Source organism: Dactylosporangium vinaceum (genome assembly GCF_019904175.1).
Taxonomy (GTDB): Bacteria; Actinomycetota; Actinomycetes; order Mycobacteriales; family Micromonosporaceae; genus Dactylosporangium; species Dactylosporangium vinaceum.
On sequence record NZ_CP061913.1, the window covers coordinates 3,197,900 to 3,213,603 of the forward strand.

Annotated in this window: 16 protein-coding genes; 5 read left to right on the forward strand and 11 right to left on the reverse strand. The window is 72.4% G+C overall.

Features of this window, described 5'->3' with window-relative positions; all coding sequences use genetic code 11:
- Together Dvina_RS14095 and Dvina_RS14100 are read right to left on the reverse strand one after the other, a co-directional pair.
- Positions 1-810, reverse strand: coding sequence for a helix-turn-helix transcriptional regulator (locus Dvina_RS14095; RefSeq protein ID WP_223102927.1), 810 nt, complete (start codon positions 808-810; stop codon positions 1-3).
- The gene (locus Dvina_RS14100) at positions 795-935 is read right to left on the reverse strand and encodes a hypothetical protein (protein ID WP_223102928.1); all 141 of its coding nucleotides are present in this window, start codon (positions 933-935) and stop codon (positions 795-797) included. Before Dvina_RS14100 ends, Dvina_RS14095 begins: the two co-directional genes overlap by 16 nt.
- A 111-nt stretch (positions 936-1,046) precedes the next feature.
- On the opposite strand from Dvina_RS14100, the gene Dvina_RS14105 reads away from it, so the two are divergent.
- Both Dvina_RS14105 and Dvina_RS14110 read left to right on the forward strand, forming a co-directional pair.
- Positions 1,047-1,664, forward strand: coding sequence for a hypothetical protein (locus tag Dvina_RS14105; RefSeq protein ID WP_223102929.1), 618 nt, complete (start codon positions 1,047-1,049; stop codon positions 1,662-1,664).
- Positions 1,661-2,587, forward strand: coding sequence for a Gfo/Idh/MocA family protein (locus Dvina_RS14110; protein ID WP_223102930.1), 927 nt, complete (start codon positions 1,661-1,663; stop codon positions 2,585-2,587). The genes Dvina_RS14105 and Dvina_RS14110 overlap by 4 nt, the downstream gene beginning before the upstream one ends.
- A gap of 12 nt (positions 2,588-2,599) precedes the next feature.
- Here the strand turns inward: Dvina_RS14110 and Dvina_RS14115 are convergent, their stop codons facing one another.
- Positions 2,600-3,739, reverse strand: a complete 1,140-nt coding sequence (locus Dvina_RS14115; RefSeq protein WP_223102931.1) for a sialidase/neuraminidase family protein — start codon at positions 3,737-3,739, stop codon at positions 2,600-2,602.
- Positions 3,736-4,284: a SigE family RNA polymerase sigma factor gene (locus Dvina_RS14120; protein WP_223102932.1), complete on the reverse strand. Its 549-nt coding sequence runs from the start codon at positions 4,282-4,284 to the stop codon at positions 3,736-3,738. The genes Dvina_RS14115 and Dvina_RS14120 overlap by 4 nt, the downstream gene beginning before the upstream one ends.
- 173 nt (positions 4,285-4,457) lie before the next feature.
- Between Dvina_RS14120 and Dvina_RS14125 the strand changes: the two genes are divergently transcribed.
- Entirely contained in the window at positions 4,458-5,066 is a 609-nt protein-coding gene (locus tag Dvina_RS14125; protein ID WP_223102933.1) for a DUF5753 domain-containing protein, read from the forward strand.
- Here Dvina_RS14125 and Dvina_RS14130 read toward each other — a convergent pair.
- Positions 5,047-5,232, reverse strand: coding sequence for a DUF397 domain-containing protein (locus tag Dvina_RS14130; protein ID WP_223105524.1), 186 nt, complete (start codon positions 5,230-5,232; stop codon positions 5,047-5,049). The two genes, Dvina_RS14125 and Dvina_RS14130, sit on opposite strands and share 20 nt — an antisense overlap.
- Positions 5,233-5,411: 179 nt before the next feature.
- On the opposite strand from Dvina_RS14130, the gene Dvina_RS14135 reads away from it, so the two are divergent.
- Positions 5,412-6,320, forward strand: coding sequence for a helix-turn-helix domain-containing protein (locus Dvina_RS14135; protein WP_223102934.1), 909 nt, complete (start codon positions 5,412-5,414; stop codon positions 6,318-6,320).
- A 7-nt stretch (positions 6,321-6,327) separates the two neighbouring features.
- On the opposite strand, the gene Dvina_RS14140 is transcribed toward Dvina_RS14135, so the two are convergent.
- The 6 genes from Dvina_RS14140 to Dvina_RS14165 all read right to left on the reverse strand — a co-directional run bounded on the left by Dvina_RS14140 (position 6,328) and on the right by Dvina_RS14165 (position 13,134).
- Positions 6,328-6,774 carry a DUF6232 family protein gene (locus tag Dvina_RS14140; RefSeq protein WP_223102935.1) on the reverse strand — a complete coding sequence of 149 codons (447 nt, stop codon included), beginning with the start codon at positions 6,772-6,774 and terminating at the stop codon, positions 6,328-6,330.
- Between the two features lie 325 nt (positions 6,775-7,099).
- Complete coding sequence (locus Dvina_RS14145) at positions 7,100-8,515, reverse strand: glycine hydroxymethyltransferase (protein WP_223102936.1); 1,416 nt, start codon at positions 8,513-8,515, stop codon at positions 7,100-7,102.
- Positions 8,516-8,651: 136 nt separating this feature from the next.
- A complete protein-coding gene (locus Dvina_RS14150) occupies positions 8,652-10,133 on the reverse strand; it encodes an arabinofuranosidase catalytic domain-containing protein (RefSeq protein WP_223102937.1) in 1,482 nt (493 codons plus the stop codon).
- A 247-nt stretch (positions 10,134-10,380) separates the two neighbouring features.
- Positions 10,381-11,364, reverse strand: a complete 984-nt coding sequence (locus Dvina_RS14155; RefSeq protein WP_223102938.1) for a hypothetical protein — start codon at positions 11,362-11,364, stop codon at positions 10,381-10,383.
- A gap of 150 nt (positions 11,365-11,514) precedes the next feature.
- Positions 11,515-12,339 (reverse strand): MerR family transcriptional regulator, encoded by an 825-nt coding sequence (locus tag Dvina_RS14160; RefSeq protein WP_223102939.1) that lies wholly within the window; start codon positions 12,337-12,339, stop codon positions 11,515-11,517.
- 33 nt (positions 12,340-12,372) lie between these two features.
- On the reverse strand, positions 12,373-13,134 hold the full coding sequence (locus Dvina_RS14165) for an endonuclease/exonuclease/phosphatase family protein (RefSeq protein WP_223102940.1): 762 nt from the start codon (positions 13,132-13,134) through the stop codon (positions 12,373-12,375).
- A 60-nt stretch (positions 13,135-13,194) separates the two neighbouring features.
- Between Dvina_RS14165 and Dvina_RS14170 the strand changes: the two genes are divergently transcribed.
- The gene (locus Dvina_RS14170) at positions 13,195-15,645 is read left to right on the forward strand and encodes a PLL family lectin (protein WP_223102941.1); all 2,451 of its coding nucleotides are present in this window, start codon (positions 13,195-13,197) and stop codon (positions 15,643-15,645) included.
- Positions 15,646-15,704: the final 59 nt, after the last annotated feature.

Sequence of the window (15,704 nt, forward strand, 5' to 3'; positions counted from 1 at the left end):
TCAACAGAGGTTGAGCTCGCGCGCCCACAGCTGCGCGGCGGTGCGCTGGGGCAGGTTCGGTGCGGCCTGCGGGTGCACGAGCTGATACTTGCGGCGGATCGAGCGCAGGTGCGTGTTCGCGGTGTCGGTCGAGACGAACAGGCGCCGGGCCACGTCGGCCGTCGACAGGTGCTCGCAGCCCACCAGCCGCACCACCTCCAGCTCGCGCGGGGTGAGCTGGTGCTGCTGGCGGCGGGCGACGGCGGCGGCGAAGACCCGCTCCACCGCGCCGCGGACCTGGGCCCGGGTGAGGCCGCAGCTCGCGGCGGCCCGCTCGGGCGGCTCACCCTGGACGAACGCGCGCAGGACCCGCTGGTCGCCGCTCGACAGCTCGATGCCCGGCGGCAGTGGGCGGCGGCGCAGGTCGGCGTGGAACATCGCGGCCAGCGCGGCGGACAGGTGGCGGCCCTCGGCGGCGACCGCGCGGACGGCGGCGACGAGCGCGGCCGTCTCCTCGGACTTCTCGACGTACGCGGCGGCGCCGGCCGCGATGGCGTCGAGGGCCTGCTCCTCGGGGGCGTAGCCGGACATGAGCAGCACCCGCCAGCCGGTCGCGACGAGGGCCCGGACCGCGTCGGCGCCGGACGCCCCGGTCGCCAGGATCACGTCGCAGATCGCGATGCCGGGCGGCCCGGAGGCGATGGCGTCGGTGACCGTCGTGGCGAGGGGGCGCACCGCGAACCCGTGCTCGGCCAGCAGCGGGGTGAGCACTGTGACAAGCGGCCCGGCGAGCAGCCGATGGTCGTCGACGACGACTACTGCGACGGCCACCGCCGCACCACCTTGGTTGCCTGCGCCGGTATGGTCCGCACGATCGGCGCATGGGCCGGGCCGCCGTCGCCGGCCGGGGCCCGCGACCGGTCCAGCGCGGCCCGCACCCGCCGAATCACCCTCATCGATCCCTATCGTGCCTGACCGGTCACCCGGCGCGGGATCGGTCCAACGACGGACCCATTCCGCGTCCGGCCCGGCGGGCGAGGGTTGACGTCGATCGCTAAGTTGGGGCCGTGGCGCAGTCACGGGGCGGGGACTTCCTGGTCGAGGACTGGCTGGCGATGGTGGCCGGCCTGGCGGTGGTGGTCGTGTTCTGCGGGTGCGCGGTGCGGTGGAGCGCGCTCGTGCCGCCGGACGACGGGGCCGGGCCCTACCGCACGCCCGAGCGGGTGCATACCGTGTTGGTCGTGGTGGGTGTGCTGGGGCTGGCGGCGGTCGTGCTGGCCGCGCGCGCCTGGTGGGCGGATGCGGGCGCGTCCTGGTTCAGCGCCGGCGCGCTCGTGACGATCGCCGCGATGCTGCTGCTCGGGCTCTACATGCCGCGGGTCGAGGCGCAGATCGTGGCCGACGGGTTCGGCGACACCTGGTACGGCACCGACACCGACGGACGGTTCTCGCTCTACAACACCACCGGCGAGCCGGTCACCGTCTGCCTCGGGCTCAGCGGCGACTGCGACTCGGGCGCCCCGGGGCCGTCGGAGCTGCGCTCGCCGGGGCTCACCATCCCGGCCGGGCACCGGCGGACCGTCAGGACGCCGGGCCGGGCCGGCGACTTCAAGCTCACCCTCGTCGGGCCGGGGATCAGCCACCGCGACGCGATCCTGCACACGGAAGTCCCGCCGAGCTCATGAGGCTCGGGATCGTCGGCGCGGGCGAGGTGGCCGGGCGGCACGCGGCGGCCGCGGCCCAGGTGCCGGGCCTCACGCTCACCGCCGTCGCCGACCGTGACCCGGCCCGGGCCGCCGCGCTCGCCGGGCGCCACGGCGCCCGGGCCGTCGCCGGCCTCGACGACCTGCTCGACGACGCCGACCTCGTCGTGCTCGCGGTGCCGCACGCCGACCACGAGGACCTGACCCTGCGCGCGGCCGCGGCGGGGCGGCAGGTCCTGGTCGAGAAGCCGATGGCGACGACCGCGGCCGCCTGCGACCGGATGATCGCCGCCGCCGGTGACCGGCTGCACGTGGGCCAGCAGGGGCGGTTCTTCGCCCAGGTGCGGGCGGCCCGCGACGAGCTGCCCGCACTCGGCGCCCCGCTGCTGTACGTGGAGCGCCGGTCGACCGACTACCGCCGCCCGGACCGGCCGGCCTGGTTCACCGACCGCGGCCGGGCCGGCGGCGGCATCGCGATGCTCGTCGGCGTGCACAGCATCGACCGGGCGGCCTGGCTGCTCGGCGCCGCGATCGACGCGGTGGCCGGCGCTGTCGCCGTCCCGGCCGGCTGGACGGTGGAGACCGCCGCCGCGGCGACGCTGCACCTGGCCGGCGGCCTCCAGGCCCACCTGACGCTGCTGGACACGCCCGAGTTCTTCCACGAGACGACGATCGTGTGCGAGCGCGGGACGCTGAGCATCGGCCCCGGGTCGCTGAGCGTCGACGGGCGGCGCGTGCTCAGCGTCGACGGCGACGCCGAGTACACGGCCTCGTTCCGCCGCCAGTACGAGGCGATCCTGCGCGGCGAGCCGACCGCCACCCTGGCCGAGGCGCGCCAGGCGGTCGCCGCGGTGGAGGCCCTGTACCGCTCGGCCGCCACCGGCGGACACCCGGTGCCGGTCTAGCGCAGGGCCCGCTCACCGCGGGATGGTCACCGGGATGCGGGTCCAGTGCAGGCCGTCGGTGGAGCGGTGGACGGCGGTGCGGTCGGACGCCACGTACAGGCCGGGGGCGATCACGTGCACGGGCGGCCGGACGCCGTCGAGCCGCGTCAGCTGGTAGTCGTTGCCGTCACGGCTGGAGTACCACGACCCGGGCCCGGTCGGCACCACGTGGCTGCCGTCGGCCGCGACGAACGACTCGCCGGTGGGGTCGGGGAGCGTGTCGAGCCGGTCGGTGCGCTGCCAGGTGTCGCCGGCGTCGATGGTGCGGTACGCCTGCGGGCCGAGCATCGCGTAGCCGGTGACGCCGTCGGTGCTGGCCGCCGTCACCCCGTAGGTGGGGTCGCCGGCGTCGGTGAAGGTGTGGACGGCCCAGCGCCGGCCCCGGTCCCGGCTCACGGCGACGACCGGGCGGTGCTCGCCGAGCCGCTCCCGGCCGGTGATCCAGATGCCGGACTCGGCCGGGACCGGCAGGATCTTGAGGCCGATCAGTGCCGGGCCGGCGCCCAGCGGAAACGAGGTGAAGCTCGCCGGGTCGTAGGCGACCAGGCGGCAGGCGCTCGGGCTCGCGGGACAGTCGGCGGTCACCCAGCCGTTGTGCGGTACCTCAGCGATCGCGGGATGCATCGGCTGGATGTCGCGCCAGGTCAGGCCGCCGTCCTGGCTGATGCTGCTGCCCTCCTGGGGATGCTGCCAGAAGACGACACCGGGAACCGGCACGCTGACCTGGCCGATGACCACGTCCTGGCGCTCCGTCCAGGTCCGGCCGCCGTCGTCCGAGCCGAAGAGCCCCGGGCCGCAGTGGTCGGGCTCGAAAGCCGGCCCCGGGCAGCCCTCGACGGTCACGAACAGGTGCTCCGCGTCGCCGGCCATGACCGAGAGCAGCGGCCGGCCGCCGGCGCCCGGCTGGCCGACGGGCCACGGCGCCGGCACGCCGCCGGTGAGCAGGCTGAGCCCCACACCGGCCGCCAGCAGTGTCGCGACTCCCGCGCCCAGCCGGGTCCGGTTCGCGCGCCGCCGCCGCAGCGCCTCCGCGTACACACCGTCGGCCGACAGCCGCGTCGGTGGCGCCGCCTGCCCGGCCACCTGCTCGAACCCCGCGCGCATCCGGCTCACGACCGCCCTCCAAGCATCGTCGTCGTCCTGCTGTCGTCGTCATCGCGCTCGCCGAGAAGGTCGCGCAGCTTGGCCAGCCCACGGGCGGCCTGGCTCTTGACAGTGCCCTGCGAGCAGCCCAGTGTCGCCGCTGTCTCGGCGACGTCGAGGTCCTGGTAGTAGCGGCACAGCAGCACGACCCGCTGGCGCGGCGGCAGCGTCCGCAGCGCCGCCTCGAACGTCATCCGCCCATCGGCCCGATCGGTCGCGCTGCCCGGCCCGGCCACGTCGGGCGGCTCGGCCACGCTGCGCTCGCGCCGGCGCCAGACCCGCTTCACGTCCGACAGGTACGCCCGCACCAGACACGTGCGGACGAAGCCGTCGAGCGCCTCGCGGTCGCGGACCCGGCGCCAGCCGGCGGCGAGCCGGATGAAGGCGTTCTGGGTCAGGTCGTCGGCCCAGTGCCAGTCCCCGCACAGCACGTATGCAGTACGCCGGACGGCGTCGTGCCGGGCCGTGAAGTATTCGCGAAACTGCCTCTGGTCGTCGCTCTCGCCCTGCGGCATCGCACCTCCCTGCCACCTAGGTGCGCCCCTGACCGCTGTTCGGTTGCACGGATGAACGGCTTTCTTGAGGGCACCAATAGGGGCTTGGCGGCCGGCGAGGGCTGTGAAATGGTACAAATCCATGAGTTTGCGTTTTGCAGCCAGACTGATGCGAAGAGACTACGGTTGAAGGGGTGAGTGGCTCGATGGTGCGCGGCTGGGGGGCTTTCGAGCGGTTCGTGGAGTTCGAGCGGGAGTCGGCCCGGGTCCACGTGAACCAGCTGGGCGTCCTGCCGGCCCTGCTCCAGGTCGCCTCCTACTCGGCGGCGATCATCGGCGGCATCGCCGGGATCGCGGCGGACGACCCCGGGCTGATCGAGCGGGTGCAGGCGCGCTTGCGGCGGACCGAGGCGTTCCGCAAGCGGCTCGAGGGCCCGCAGCGGCCGCACCTGTGGGCCGTGTTCGACGAGAGCGCCCTGCGCCGCCGGGTCGGCGGCGACAAGACCATGCGCGAGCAGATCGACCACCTGCGGCTCATGGCCGAGTTCGACACCGTCCATCTCGGGATCGTGCCGTTCACCGCGGGGGCCTACCCGGGCCTCGGCGGGTCGTATGAGGTGCACGAGCACGCGGACGGCACGGCGATGGTGTTCTTCGAGAGCGCGCACGCGGACGAGTTCGTGGAGGGCGAGCCGGGTGGCGCGCGGGAGCGTCAGGCCGGCGTGGAGGCGCTGATGGCGTCCGGCGCCGTCGTGGCCGACCCGCGGGACTTCCTGGAGTCGCTCAGCCGTTCGCTTTCCTGAGGCCTGTGACAAAGGCGCGGAAGGCCGCGACGGAAAACGTCAGCACCGGGCCGTCCGGATCGCGTGAGTCGCGCACGAACGCCGATTCGCCCTCGACCGCCACCTCGACACAGGCGCCCGCACTGCTCTTCGAGCTCTTCCGCCACGTGAGTGCTTTTCGATCCATCACTGTTGTCTCCCGCAACCCGCGCACGCGCCGAGCGCACCAATGGCCACTTCATCGGAGCCGACCGATCACTCACGGTACCTGACGGGCGGCCGGAATGACGTAGGTCGAATCGCGGAGGCATGGTACGTTCGGCTTTCTGCGTTCTGCAGATCGGAAAAGGCAGGGTGGGGATTTCGTTGACCACACCGGAATCGTCGGGAACGTCCGCGCCCGCCGAGGTCGGGCCCGCCATCGCGCGGGAAGTCGTGCGGGTCCGCCTGAAGGAGTTCCGCGAGGCCAGCGAGCTCACGGCGGCCGACGTCATCGCCCATACCGGCTGGTCACCCTCGAAGCTCGCCCGGATCGAGAAGGGCGAGGTCACCGTCCAGCCGCTCGAAGTGCGGGTCCTGCTGCAGTTCTACGGCGTCGACGACGAGCAGATGGTGGGGTCGCTGACCAGGCTTTCCCAGGCGTCCCGGTCGCGGCAGTGGTACAGCAAACACGGTTTGGCCGGCGATTTCCAGCGGTTTGTGGCGTACGAATTCGAAGCTACAACCATCAATGTGTGGCAAATACAGTTCGTGCCCGCACTGGTGCAGACCGAGGAGTATGCGCACGCCATCACCGCACTGGCGATGCGCCGCAGCCCGGACGACCGGGAAGTCGGCGTCCGGGTGAAGCTGCGGATGGACCGGCAGGAGGCGTTCCAGCAGCGGCTCGCGAAGCCGAATGCGCCGCGGATCGTGGCCGTCCTCGACGAGTCGATCCTGCGGCGGCCGGTCGGCGGGCGGGACACGATGCGCCGCCAGCTCGACCACATCCTGACGCTCGCGGAGCAGCCGGAGGTCTACACCTTCGCCGTGGTGCCGCTCGGGCTGGAGCACAACTCCGGCGTCGGCGGCAACTTCGAGCTCCTGCAGTTCGCCCCCCACGACCACGGTGACGTGATTTTTTTCGAGGCGGCGGGCGGCACTGATGACCTCGCGACGGAGAAGTCCGTGACAGCGCTCTACCGCGCGATCATGCAGGACCTGCTCGACTACGGGCGCACCGGTGAGGACGCCCTGGAGATGATCCGGGCGGCGCGCGACTCGATGGCCGTCTGAGCGCGGGTCAGAGGCGCCGCCCGCGGTTGGCCTCCACGGCTCGGATGACGGCCCGGCGGACCGCGCCGAACTCGGACTGGTCGCGGCTCTGGAAGACCAGGATCTCCCGGCCGTTGCGCAGCGCCCGCAGCGCCATCCAGCGCGGATTCTGCCGCCCGTCGTAGAGCACGGCCGCGGCCATGCCCAGCCCCGCGATGCAGCCGGACCCCAGCAGCGCGAGCGACCCCTCGCTCGCGGCCGCCAGCGCGGCGCCCAGCAGCAGCTCCACGACGCCGGTGAACAGCGCCATGTGCGAAGCCGGATAGGCGTTGACGAACACCCGATCGATCACGTCGAGGTCGTCGAAGCGGAAGTGCCCCTCGGCGCTCTCGATGTAGTCGCTGGTCACGATCGCGCGTGGACCAGGGTGGTGGACGGCCCGGGTCGGGCCGGGCTTCTCGGCGTGCACTGCCATGCTGACCGCCCCCTCGGACTCCAGGGTGCGGTAGACGCCCGCCGTCGGCAATCACCTGGCGTGAAAATCCTGACGGTATTTCGCTGTCTGCGTTCTGCAGGTTGGTCTCTATGTACGTTTCGCACCAGATGAGAGCATTTTCTGCCGGGCCCGTCGGTGGTTCGCGGCATTCGCCCCATTGCTCACTTCGTGCACAGCGTCATCCGCGGTGGAGGCAGCCGGCGGCCCGGCCCGATGGGGTGACCGGCCACGCCAACGACGAGGAGGAGGCGGCCGGCCCGGCCACCTCCTCCTCACCGCCTGCGGAGACGCTTGTGCGAGCGCTCTAGCCCAGATCGACCGACGGGTACAGCGGGAACGGCGCGAGCAGCTCCGTCGCCTGCTTGCTCACCCGGTCGGCGAGGGCCGGGTCGAGCTGGTACTTCGCCTTCGACCCCGCGTCCGGGGAGGTGCCCGTCAGGACGGTGTGGATCAGCTCGGCGATCTGGTCCATCTCGGCGGTGCCCAGGCCGCGGGTGGTCAGGGCGGGCGTGCCGATGCGGATGCCCGACGTGTACCAGGCCCCGTTCGGGTCGTTCGGCACGGCGTTGCGGTTGGTCACCACGCCGGAGTCGAGCAGCGCCTGCTCGGCCTGGCGACCGGTGAGGCCGAACGGGTGCACGTCGAGCAGGACGAGGTGGTTCTCGGTGCCGCCGGACACCAGCTGCACACCGCGGCTCAGCAGGCCGTCGGCGAGCGCCTGGGCGTTGTCGACGATGCGCTGCGCGTAGTCGGCGAACTCCGGCTGCCGGGCCTCGGCGAACGCGACGGCCTTGGCCGCCATGACGTGCGACAGGGGGCCGCCGAGGACCATCGGGCAGCCGCGGTCGACCTGGTCGGCCAGCTCCGGCTGGGCGAGCACGGCACCGCCGCGCGGGCCGCGCAGGCTCTTGTGCGTCGTGGTGGTCACGATGTGGGCGTGCGGGACCGGGTTGAAGTCGCCGGTGAAGACCTTGCCCGCGACGAGGCCCGCGAAGTGCGCCATGTCGACCATGAAGGTCGCGCCCACCTCGTCGGCGATCTCGCGCAGGGTGGCGAAGTTGACCTTCCGGGGGTACGCCGAGTAGCCGCCGACGATCACGAGCGGCTTGAACTCGCGGGCCGTCTCGCGCAGCGCGGCGTAGTCGATCTGGCCGGTGCCCGGGTCGACGCCGTAGGAGCGCTGGTCGAACATCTTGCCGGAGATGTTGGGCCGGAACCCGTGGGTGAGGTGGCCGCCCGCGTCGAGCGACATGCCGAGCATCCGCTGGTTGCCGAACGCCGCCCGCAGCTCGGCCCACTCGGCGTCGGTGAGGTCGTTGACCTGCCGCTTGCCGAACTTCGCGAGGTGGGGTACCTCGACCCGGTCGGCGAGAATCGCCCAGTACGCCACGAGGTTGGCGTCGATGCCGGAGTGCGGCTGCACGTACGCGTAGGGGGCGCCGAACAGGGCCTTCGCGTGCTCGACGGCGACGGCCTCGACCGTGTCGACATTCTGACAGCCGGCGTAGAAGCGCCGGCCGATCGTGCCCTCCGCGTACTTGTCCGACAGCCAGTTGCCCATCGCGAGCAGCACCGCGGGCGAGGCGTAGTTCTCGCTGGCGATGAGCTTCAGCGACTCGCGCTGGTCGGTGAGCTCCTTCGCGATCGCGTCGGCGATGCGCGGCTCGACGGCCCGGACGGCCTCCAGCGCGGCACGGAATGCAGTCGATTCGGCGTTCATGAGTCTCCCGGTCCGGGCCGGGCAGACTGTGGAAACGTCGGGCCCGGCGCATGGTCGCCACCGTGGCGGTCGCGCCCCATGCTACCCACCCCGCGGCCGGACGCTTTCAGACGTCCGGCCGCGAGACAGTCCCTCGTTAGGAGGAGAAGGACCAGAGCTGGCAGGTGTTGTTCAGCCACATCCACATCTGGACCTTGGTGCCGTTCGCGGTGCCGCAGTTCTGGTCGTCGAGGACCATGCCGCTGTTCTCGACGACGAGCTCGTAGCGGCCGTTGCCGGCCGGGATGACGGCCCACTGCTGGCACGTGTTGCCCAGGGACTGCCACAGGTTCGTCGCCGTGCCCAGGGCCAGCCCGCAGTTGACCGCGTCCACGACCTTGCCGGCGTTGACGTTGGTGATCGTCCACTTGTTGGGGCCGACGTTGTTGAACCGCCACTGCTGGCAGGCGTTGTTCAGGTTGTCCCACATCTGCAGGCCGGTGCCGTTGGCCGTGCCGCAGTTGACGGCGTCGAGGACCTTGCCGCTCGCCAGGTTCGTGAGGCGGTACACGCCGCCGTTGGCCGGGAACGAGACGCTCTTGCTGTAGCCGACCGAGACGATGTTGGCCTGCACCGAGTTCTCCGTCGCGTCGGACGGGTACCCGCTCGTCATCACGCCCTCGAAGAACGACCCGACGGAGCCGTTGCTGTTGTCGCCGCCGATGCCGAGGATGATCGCGCCCTGCTTGGTCATCGGCCGGTACCCGGACTGGGTGGGCAGGCCGCCGTTGTACTGCGTCTTGAGGCCGCCGGACTGCGCGTTGCCGTCCTTGATGGCGTACGTCGTCGTGCCGTTGTTCTTCAGCATCGCCGTCACGAATGCGCTGTTGCGCCCGGTGTTGGCGGTGTTGGAGCCGTTGCCGCCGGCGAAGAGCCCGTTCTCCAGGTCGGCCGCCACGCGCGGGCCCGACGCGCAGGGGGAGAACCAGCACAGGTTGCCGAAGTAGATGGCGTCCATGTCACCGTTGCCGGTGTCGTTGTTGTTGGTCTCGGCGTTGCCGTAGTCGAAGCAGCAGCGGTCGTTGACGTGCGTGCCCTCGGTGACCATGTACATGCCCTCGGGCTGGCTGCCGGTCGCGACGCCGTTGGTGGCGTTGTTGCGATACCCGTTGCCGGCCGAGATGTACACGCCGTAGACCTTGTGCCCGCCTGCACTCACCGGCAGCGCGGCCGCGTTGGCGCCCTGGTCGCCGGTCGGGTTGGCGCCGCCGCCGGGGGCGATGGTCAGGTCGTTGTGGCGCGCGGTCTGGTCGTAGATCCGCACGATGGTGCAGTAGGTGCCGGAGCAGAACGAGTCCTGCGCCGCCGCGTTGGCGTAGCCGCCGGCGCTGAGCACGCCGATGTTCGCCGTTGCCCCGTCCGACCAGCGCCGCACCTGGTACAGCGCGCCGTTGTAGGACCCGAACAGTGCGCGGGTGGTGCTGTGCGCGGCCACGCAGGGGGTCCCGCCGCCGGCGTAGATGTCACAGGGCAGCGTGCCGGCCGCTTGGGCGGTCCCGGGCAGGGCGACGGCGGTGGCGACGCCGAGCACGGCGATGGCGGCGCCGGCCAGGGTCGTCCGCCACGATTTCAGGCGCATGTGGTTGGCCTCTCGCAGTGGGGTGTGAACGCTAACAATTTGGCCTGGCCACCACATAGGGCGGTGATGACCAGGCATCCCGTGGCAGCGGGACGTTGCGCTGGCCCCGAGTGTTATCGCTCACATCGATGGTGTCAAGTACGACGCAGCGTCGTACAGGCGCACCGTGAAACGTTCATCCACCCCTCGCCGTCGCCTGCTCGGACGGCGGCCGGCGGGAGGCGGACAGGGGTGTTCCGCGGGAGGGCTAGGGGCGGTACGAGCGGATGGCGACGGCGGTGTGGACCTCGGCGTAGTCGGCGGCGGTCCAGGCGCGGCCGGCCACGGTGTCGTTGAAGGCGCGGACCCGGTCGTGGTTCGCCTGCGCCTCGGCGGTCGAGGTGAACTCCGGGTCGGGGAGGCGGATGGCCTCGATCCGGGCGTGGTGGTGGGGTCCGCAGACGTCCTGGAGCAGGTCGTCGAGGTCGGTGGCGAAGAGGTGCCAGTAGTTGAGCTGGTGCAGCTCCGTCCGGTACATCACGTCGCCGGCGGTCCGGACCGGGTGGCGGCCGACCTCACCGCGGGCCAGGCGCTCGGCCCAGGTCCGCTGGGCGTCGACCAGGTCGCCGGTGGTCGCGACGGCGAGGAGGAGTTCGCCGCGGTCGGCGGTCGTGGCGGCCAGCATGCGGACGTACGCGCGCCGCCGGTCGTGGCCCGGCACGTGGCCGAGGCCGCTGTACCACGACGTGGTGAGCAGATACGGGGTGCGGGCGTTGGCGTCGCGCAGGAGGCCGGCCACCGACGCGACAGGCTCGCGCTCGTGCCCGTGCACGAAGACCACCGACACGTCGACGCCGCGGGAGGACCGCGCGAGGGTGCCGGCGATGTAGCCGGAGTCCTTGTCGTCGTGCCAGCGCAGCGCCCGCCGCGGCGTGAACCCGTGCTCGGCGGTCAGGGTGGCCGCCGCCTTGCGCAGCCCGACGGCGGAGACGTCGTAGGCGACGACCGTGAGGCTGCGCGCGTGCTTGCCGAACCGGGCCGGGAAGGCGAGCGCGAACTCGTTGGTGACCCGCCCGGTGCCGTACCCGAAGTCGAGCAGCGACACGGCGGCGGCGCTGTCGCTCGCGGCGATCGCCCGGGCGGCGGCGGCCTCGAGGGCCTCCGTCTCGGCGGGGAGCACGCGCACGGCCGAGCGCGTGTCGTACGAGGAGCCGGCGTACCGCTCGTCGTAGATCTTGCGCTGCGACACCACGCGCCCGGCCCCGCTTCCCGCTGGCAAATCCGCCGAAACCGGGACATTAGCACTCGTGGCGCGCGTGGCCGGGATCGCGCCCGCGGGGCCGGGTGGGCGCTGCGCGGGTGACCCGGAGATCCTCGCACAGCGCCCGGCCGGCAACCGTCCCTACTCGATCGGCTGGGCGATGTCGCAGCAGAGCTCGTCGGGGGCGGCCGCGGCGAAGTCGGCGAAGTACACCTCGCGCGGGGAGCCGAGGCGGGTCACCGGCTCGCGGTCGGTCCAGGCGGCCACGGCGTCGTAGGCCGAGAGGATCTGGGGGAAGGCGACCTGGGCCTTCGTGATGCGGGTGTACGCCTCGCGGTGCGCGGGCTCGATGCGGGACGCGGCCTCGGGCGGGCCGGCCGGGTCCGGGGTGATCGGCAGGCAGATCTCCACCGGACCGTCGGACTCCTCGTTGACCTCGCCGTGGTAGACGATGAAGCACGGGCCGGCCAGGCCGTCGCCGTGCCCGGCCGCCGCCTTCAGCAGCCGGGCGATGCTCTCGTCGATCCACTGCGGCAGGTCCTGGACGCGGACGTGCCGCTGCTCGGTCAGCACCAGCTGCTCCGGCACGTCGCGCACCTGGATGTCGTACATGTGCAGGCTCCCTTCGTCGCCGAGCAGGCGGATCCGCAGGTGGCTCACGAGCTCCCGCCGGGCCGCCACCCGGTACTCCTCATCGGTCCAGTACTCGTCGAGCAGGGCCACGGCCTCGGCCCGGCCGGCCGTGACGATCGCGGTGATGCGGGCCAGCGGCATGTCGAGGCGGCGCAGGCGGGCCACCAGGCGGGCCGTGTCCAGCTGCCCGGGGCGATACCACCGGTAGCCGGTCCGCTCGTCGACGATCGCCGGCACCAGCAGGCCCTGCTGCTCGTAGAGGCGCAGCGCCCGCGGTGAGAGCCAGCTCAGCCGGGCGAACGATCCGATGGTCAGCAGGCCGCTCGTGTCCACCCACTCACCCTGCACCTTCACCCGGGGTGAAGGTCAAACCCGCAGCGTCGCCGCCACGCCGTAGTGGTCGGAGAGGTACACGGCGCGGCCGTCGGGCAGCGTCACCCGGTCGTCGGTGAAGACCAGCCGGCACTCGGCGGTGAGCCGCTCGCCGCGCAGCAGCACGTGGTCGAAGGCGGGCGGGTGCGGCCAGCCCGTCGTCGGGCGGTACGTCGGGCGGTCGTCGCCGGCCATGGCGTCGCGCAGCCCGGCGGTGGCGCAGAACTCGGCCAGAGCCTGCGCGTCACGGGGGAGGTTCAGATCGCCGGTGACGACGAGCGGTATCCCCGGATCGATCGCCGACAGCGCCCGGGTCAGGGCCGCGAGCTCCGTGCGGGCCACCGCGGTGTAGCGGTTGTCCGGCGTCCAGTCGTCGTCCCGGTTGGCCGAGAGGTGGGTGTTGACCACGGCGAACGGCCCGGCCGCGGTGTGCAGGACGGCGACCTGGGCGCCCTTGCGCATCAGCAGCTCGGGCCGCAGCGGCCGGGTGAGCGGATACCTGACGAACCGGTGCCCGGCGATGGGCCGGCGCGACAGCAGGACGAGGCCGCCTTTGACGAGCCCGCCGCCGGTGTACCGCCGGTGCGGGAACGACAGCGCGAGGCGCCCGAGCAGCCGGGCCATCCCCGCGGCCATGACCTCCTGGAGGCACACGACGTCGTAGTCGGACTCCTCCAGGCGCGCCGCGATGGCCTCGATGCGCGGCCGGACGTCGCCCTTGAAGAGCGCGTTGAAGGTCAGCAGGCGAAGTTCCACAGTCCCGCCATCATGTCAGCACCGTCAACCGCGTGGCACGCGATGGAACGCCGTGCGGGCATGATGACCCGAACCGTGCGCCGGGCCCTTGCCGTGATCCTGGCCGGCGCCCTGCTCATCCTGGTCGGCTCGGTCCCGGCCCGCGCGATCATCGTGCCGCCCGACCCCAACGACCCGAACCCGCCGACGTATCCGCCGGGCAGCAGCGGCTGGTGCTACGTGAACTCCGGGGGCCGGCTGACCACCCCGGCGGCCACCGTCGGCGCCGGCGCCTTCCTCACCCTCAACTACACCGCTGACGTGCCGAGCCAGTGCATGGCCTACGTCCACGTCTACGGCCCGGGCTCCGACGGCCAGGCCAACCTCGGCTCCACCGGCTCGATGACGGTCAACGCGCCCATCGCGTTCGGCACGGCCACCTGGAACCTGTCGGTCACGATTCCCGGCCAGGTGCCGAAGACCGTCGGCAGTACGTCGGTGACTGTCGTCGCGCCGCGCCAGTCAGCGGTCGCTGTCGCGCGCAACGGCGACGGGCGGATGGAGTACTTCCGGACCCAGAGCAGCGGCGCACTCACGCACCGGTCGCAGACCGCGGCCGGCGGCGTCTCGGCCTGGACGCCGTTCGACGGCAGCCTCAACTCGATCGCCGCCGAGACCGGCTCCGACGGGCGGGTCGAGGTGTTCGGGGTCAGCGCGCAGGGCACGCCCTGGTACCGCTACCAGCTCGTCGCCGGGGCCGGCACGTGGTCGGACTGGCAGCAGTTCCCGAGCTGGCAGCCGGGCACCGACACCATGCTGACCCTGGCCGTGACCCGCGACGGCGCGGGCAGGCTGCACGTGTTCGGGTCCACGCCGGCCGGGCAGCTCTGGCAGTCGGTGCAGGGCCAGGCCGGCAACCCCGACTACTGGACCGCCTGGACGTCGATGGGCAGCTCGTCGCTCGTCGCGCTGGCCGCCGGCACCGACGCCGACGGCACGATCGAGCTCGTCGGCCTGCGCCCCGACGGCGCCATCCTCCAGCGCTGGTCGACCGGCTCCGGCTGGACCGAGTTCAGCGCGATCCCGGGCGGGCTGACCTCCATCGCCATGGCCCGCCAGGGCGACGGGCGGCTGGAGCTGATCGGGACGAACATGTGGGACAGCATCTGGGAGAACTGGCAGACCGGGCCCAACCAGCGGGCCGGCTGGAACGGCTGGCAGCTCGCGAGCGGCCAGCTCGTCTCGGTCGGCGCGCAGACCAACGCCGCCGGCGCCGTCGAAGTGCTCGGGGTGAACCGGCAGCAGGGGTTCTTCCACACCACCCGGTCGGGCGTGGGCGGGGCCTGGAGCTGGCCGCAGTTCGATGAGACGGTCGCGCCGTCCGGAAGTACCGTCGCCGCGCCTTCTGCCGGTGCCCTGCAGGTCGGGGCCCAGGGCGTCGGCACCCGCCTGACCGACCGCTCCACCAACGAGGCCGGCTTCCAGGTGCAGCGGCGCGACAACCGGGGCCGCTGGGCGGTGGCCCACAACACCGCGACGACGAACGCGGCCGGCACCGGCGACACGTACGACTGGACCGACACCGCCGACCTGAGCGGGCAGTGCTACCGGTTCGTGGCGTACACCCACGACGACTTCGCCGCGACCGCCGAGCAGTGCGGGGTGCGCCCGGACGGCGGCCGGTTCCCGCAGGCGGTCAGCACCGTCGCCCAGCAGTGGTCGGGCTTCAGCACCGTCAACGGCGGCACCGGCGAGCTGCACAACACGAAGACCGGCTCCGACGTGGTGTGGCAGGAGCGCACCTTCGGCGAGAACCTGGGCTGGGGCAACGCCGACGCGTGGACGTTCGAGGCGCAGGGCGGCCCGCAGCTGATGAAGGGCCAGGCCCTCGCGCTGCGGCTGGGCTCGCACGGCTACCTGCGGTACAGCCACCGCCAGTTCGGCGTGGACCTGGAGCTGACGAGCGAGCCGGTGTACGAGTGGTACGTCATCGGCGGCGGCAGCGGCGAGGAGTCCCGGGCCGGCACCGCCCTGTCCGGCGGCGGGGCGATCTGGAACCGCACCGCCCAGGCGTACCTGGTCAACGGCGGCGAGACGTGGGGCATCGACCTGAACTGGTACCAGGTCGGCGACGGCTCGACCCCGCCGATGCAGAACCCGCCGCCGACCCAGTTCACCGGCATCGGCACCGTCAAGGTGGTCAACTGCGCGCCGGACCAGCACCCGCTGGAGGTCTTCCTGCAGGACCGCTCGGCCGGCGGCGGCTTCACCGACAAGGGCTCGGTCGCGCCGGCCTGGGTCGCGGGCGGCTGCCCGGGCCAGAGCCCGCCCACAGTCACGTTCTCCGGTCTCATCGCCGGGCACCAGTACGTCCTGGTGACCACCGACCGCCTGAACTCCTACTGCGGCAGTCACACCGACAATCCGCTGGAGGGCGGCTGCCAGACGTCGGTCGCCACGTTCACGGGGGACACCAGCGGCAACGGCCACACGCTCACGCAGTACGTGGGCATCAATATCGTCGTGACCTAGCCTGCGGCCGGGGGCCCGGCCGGTCACCCGATCGGCCGGGCCACCTCCCCACCCGAGCG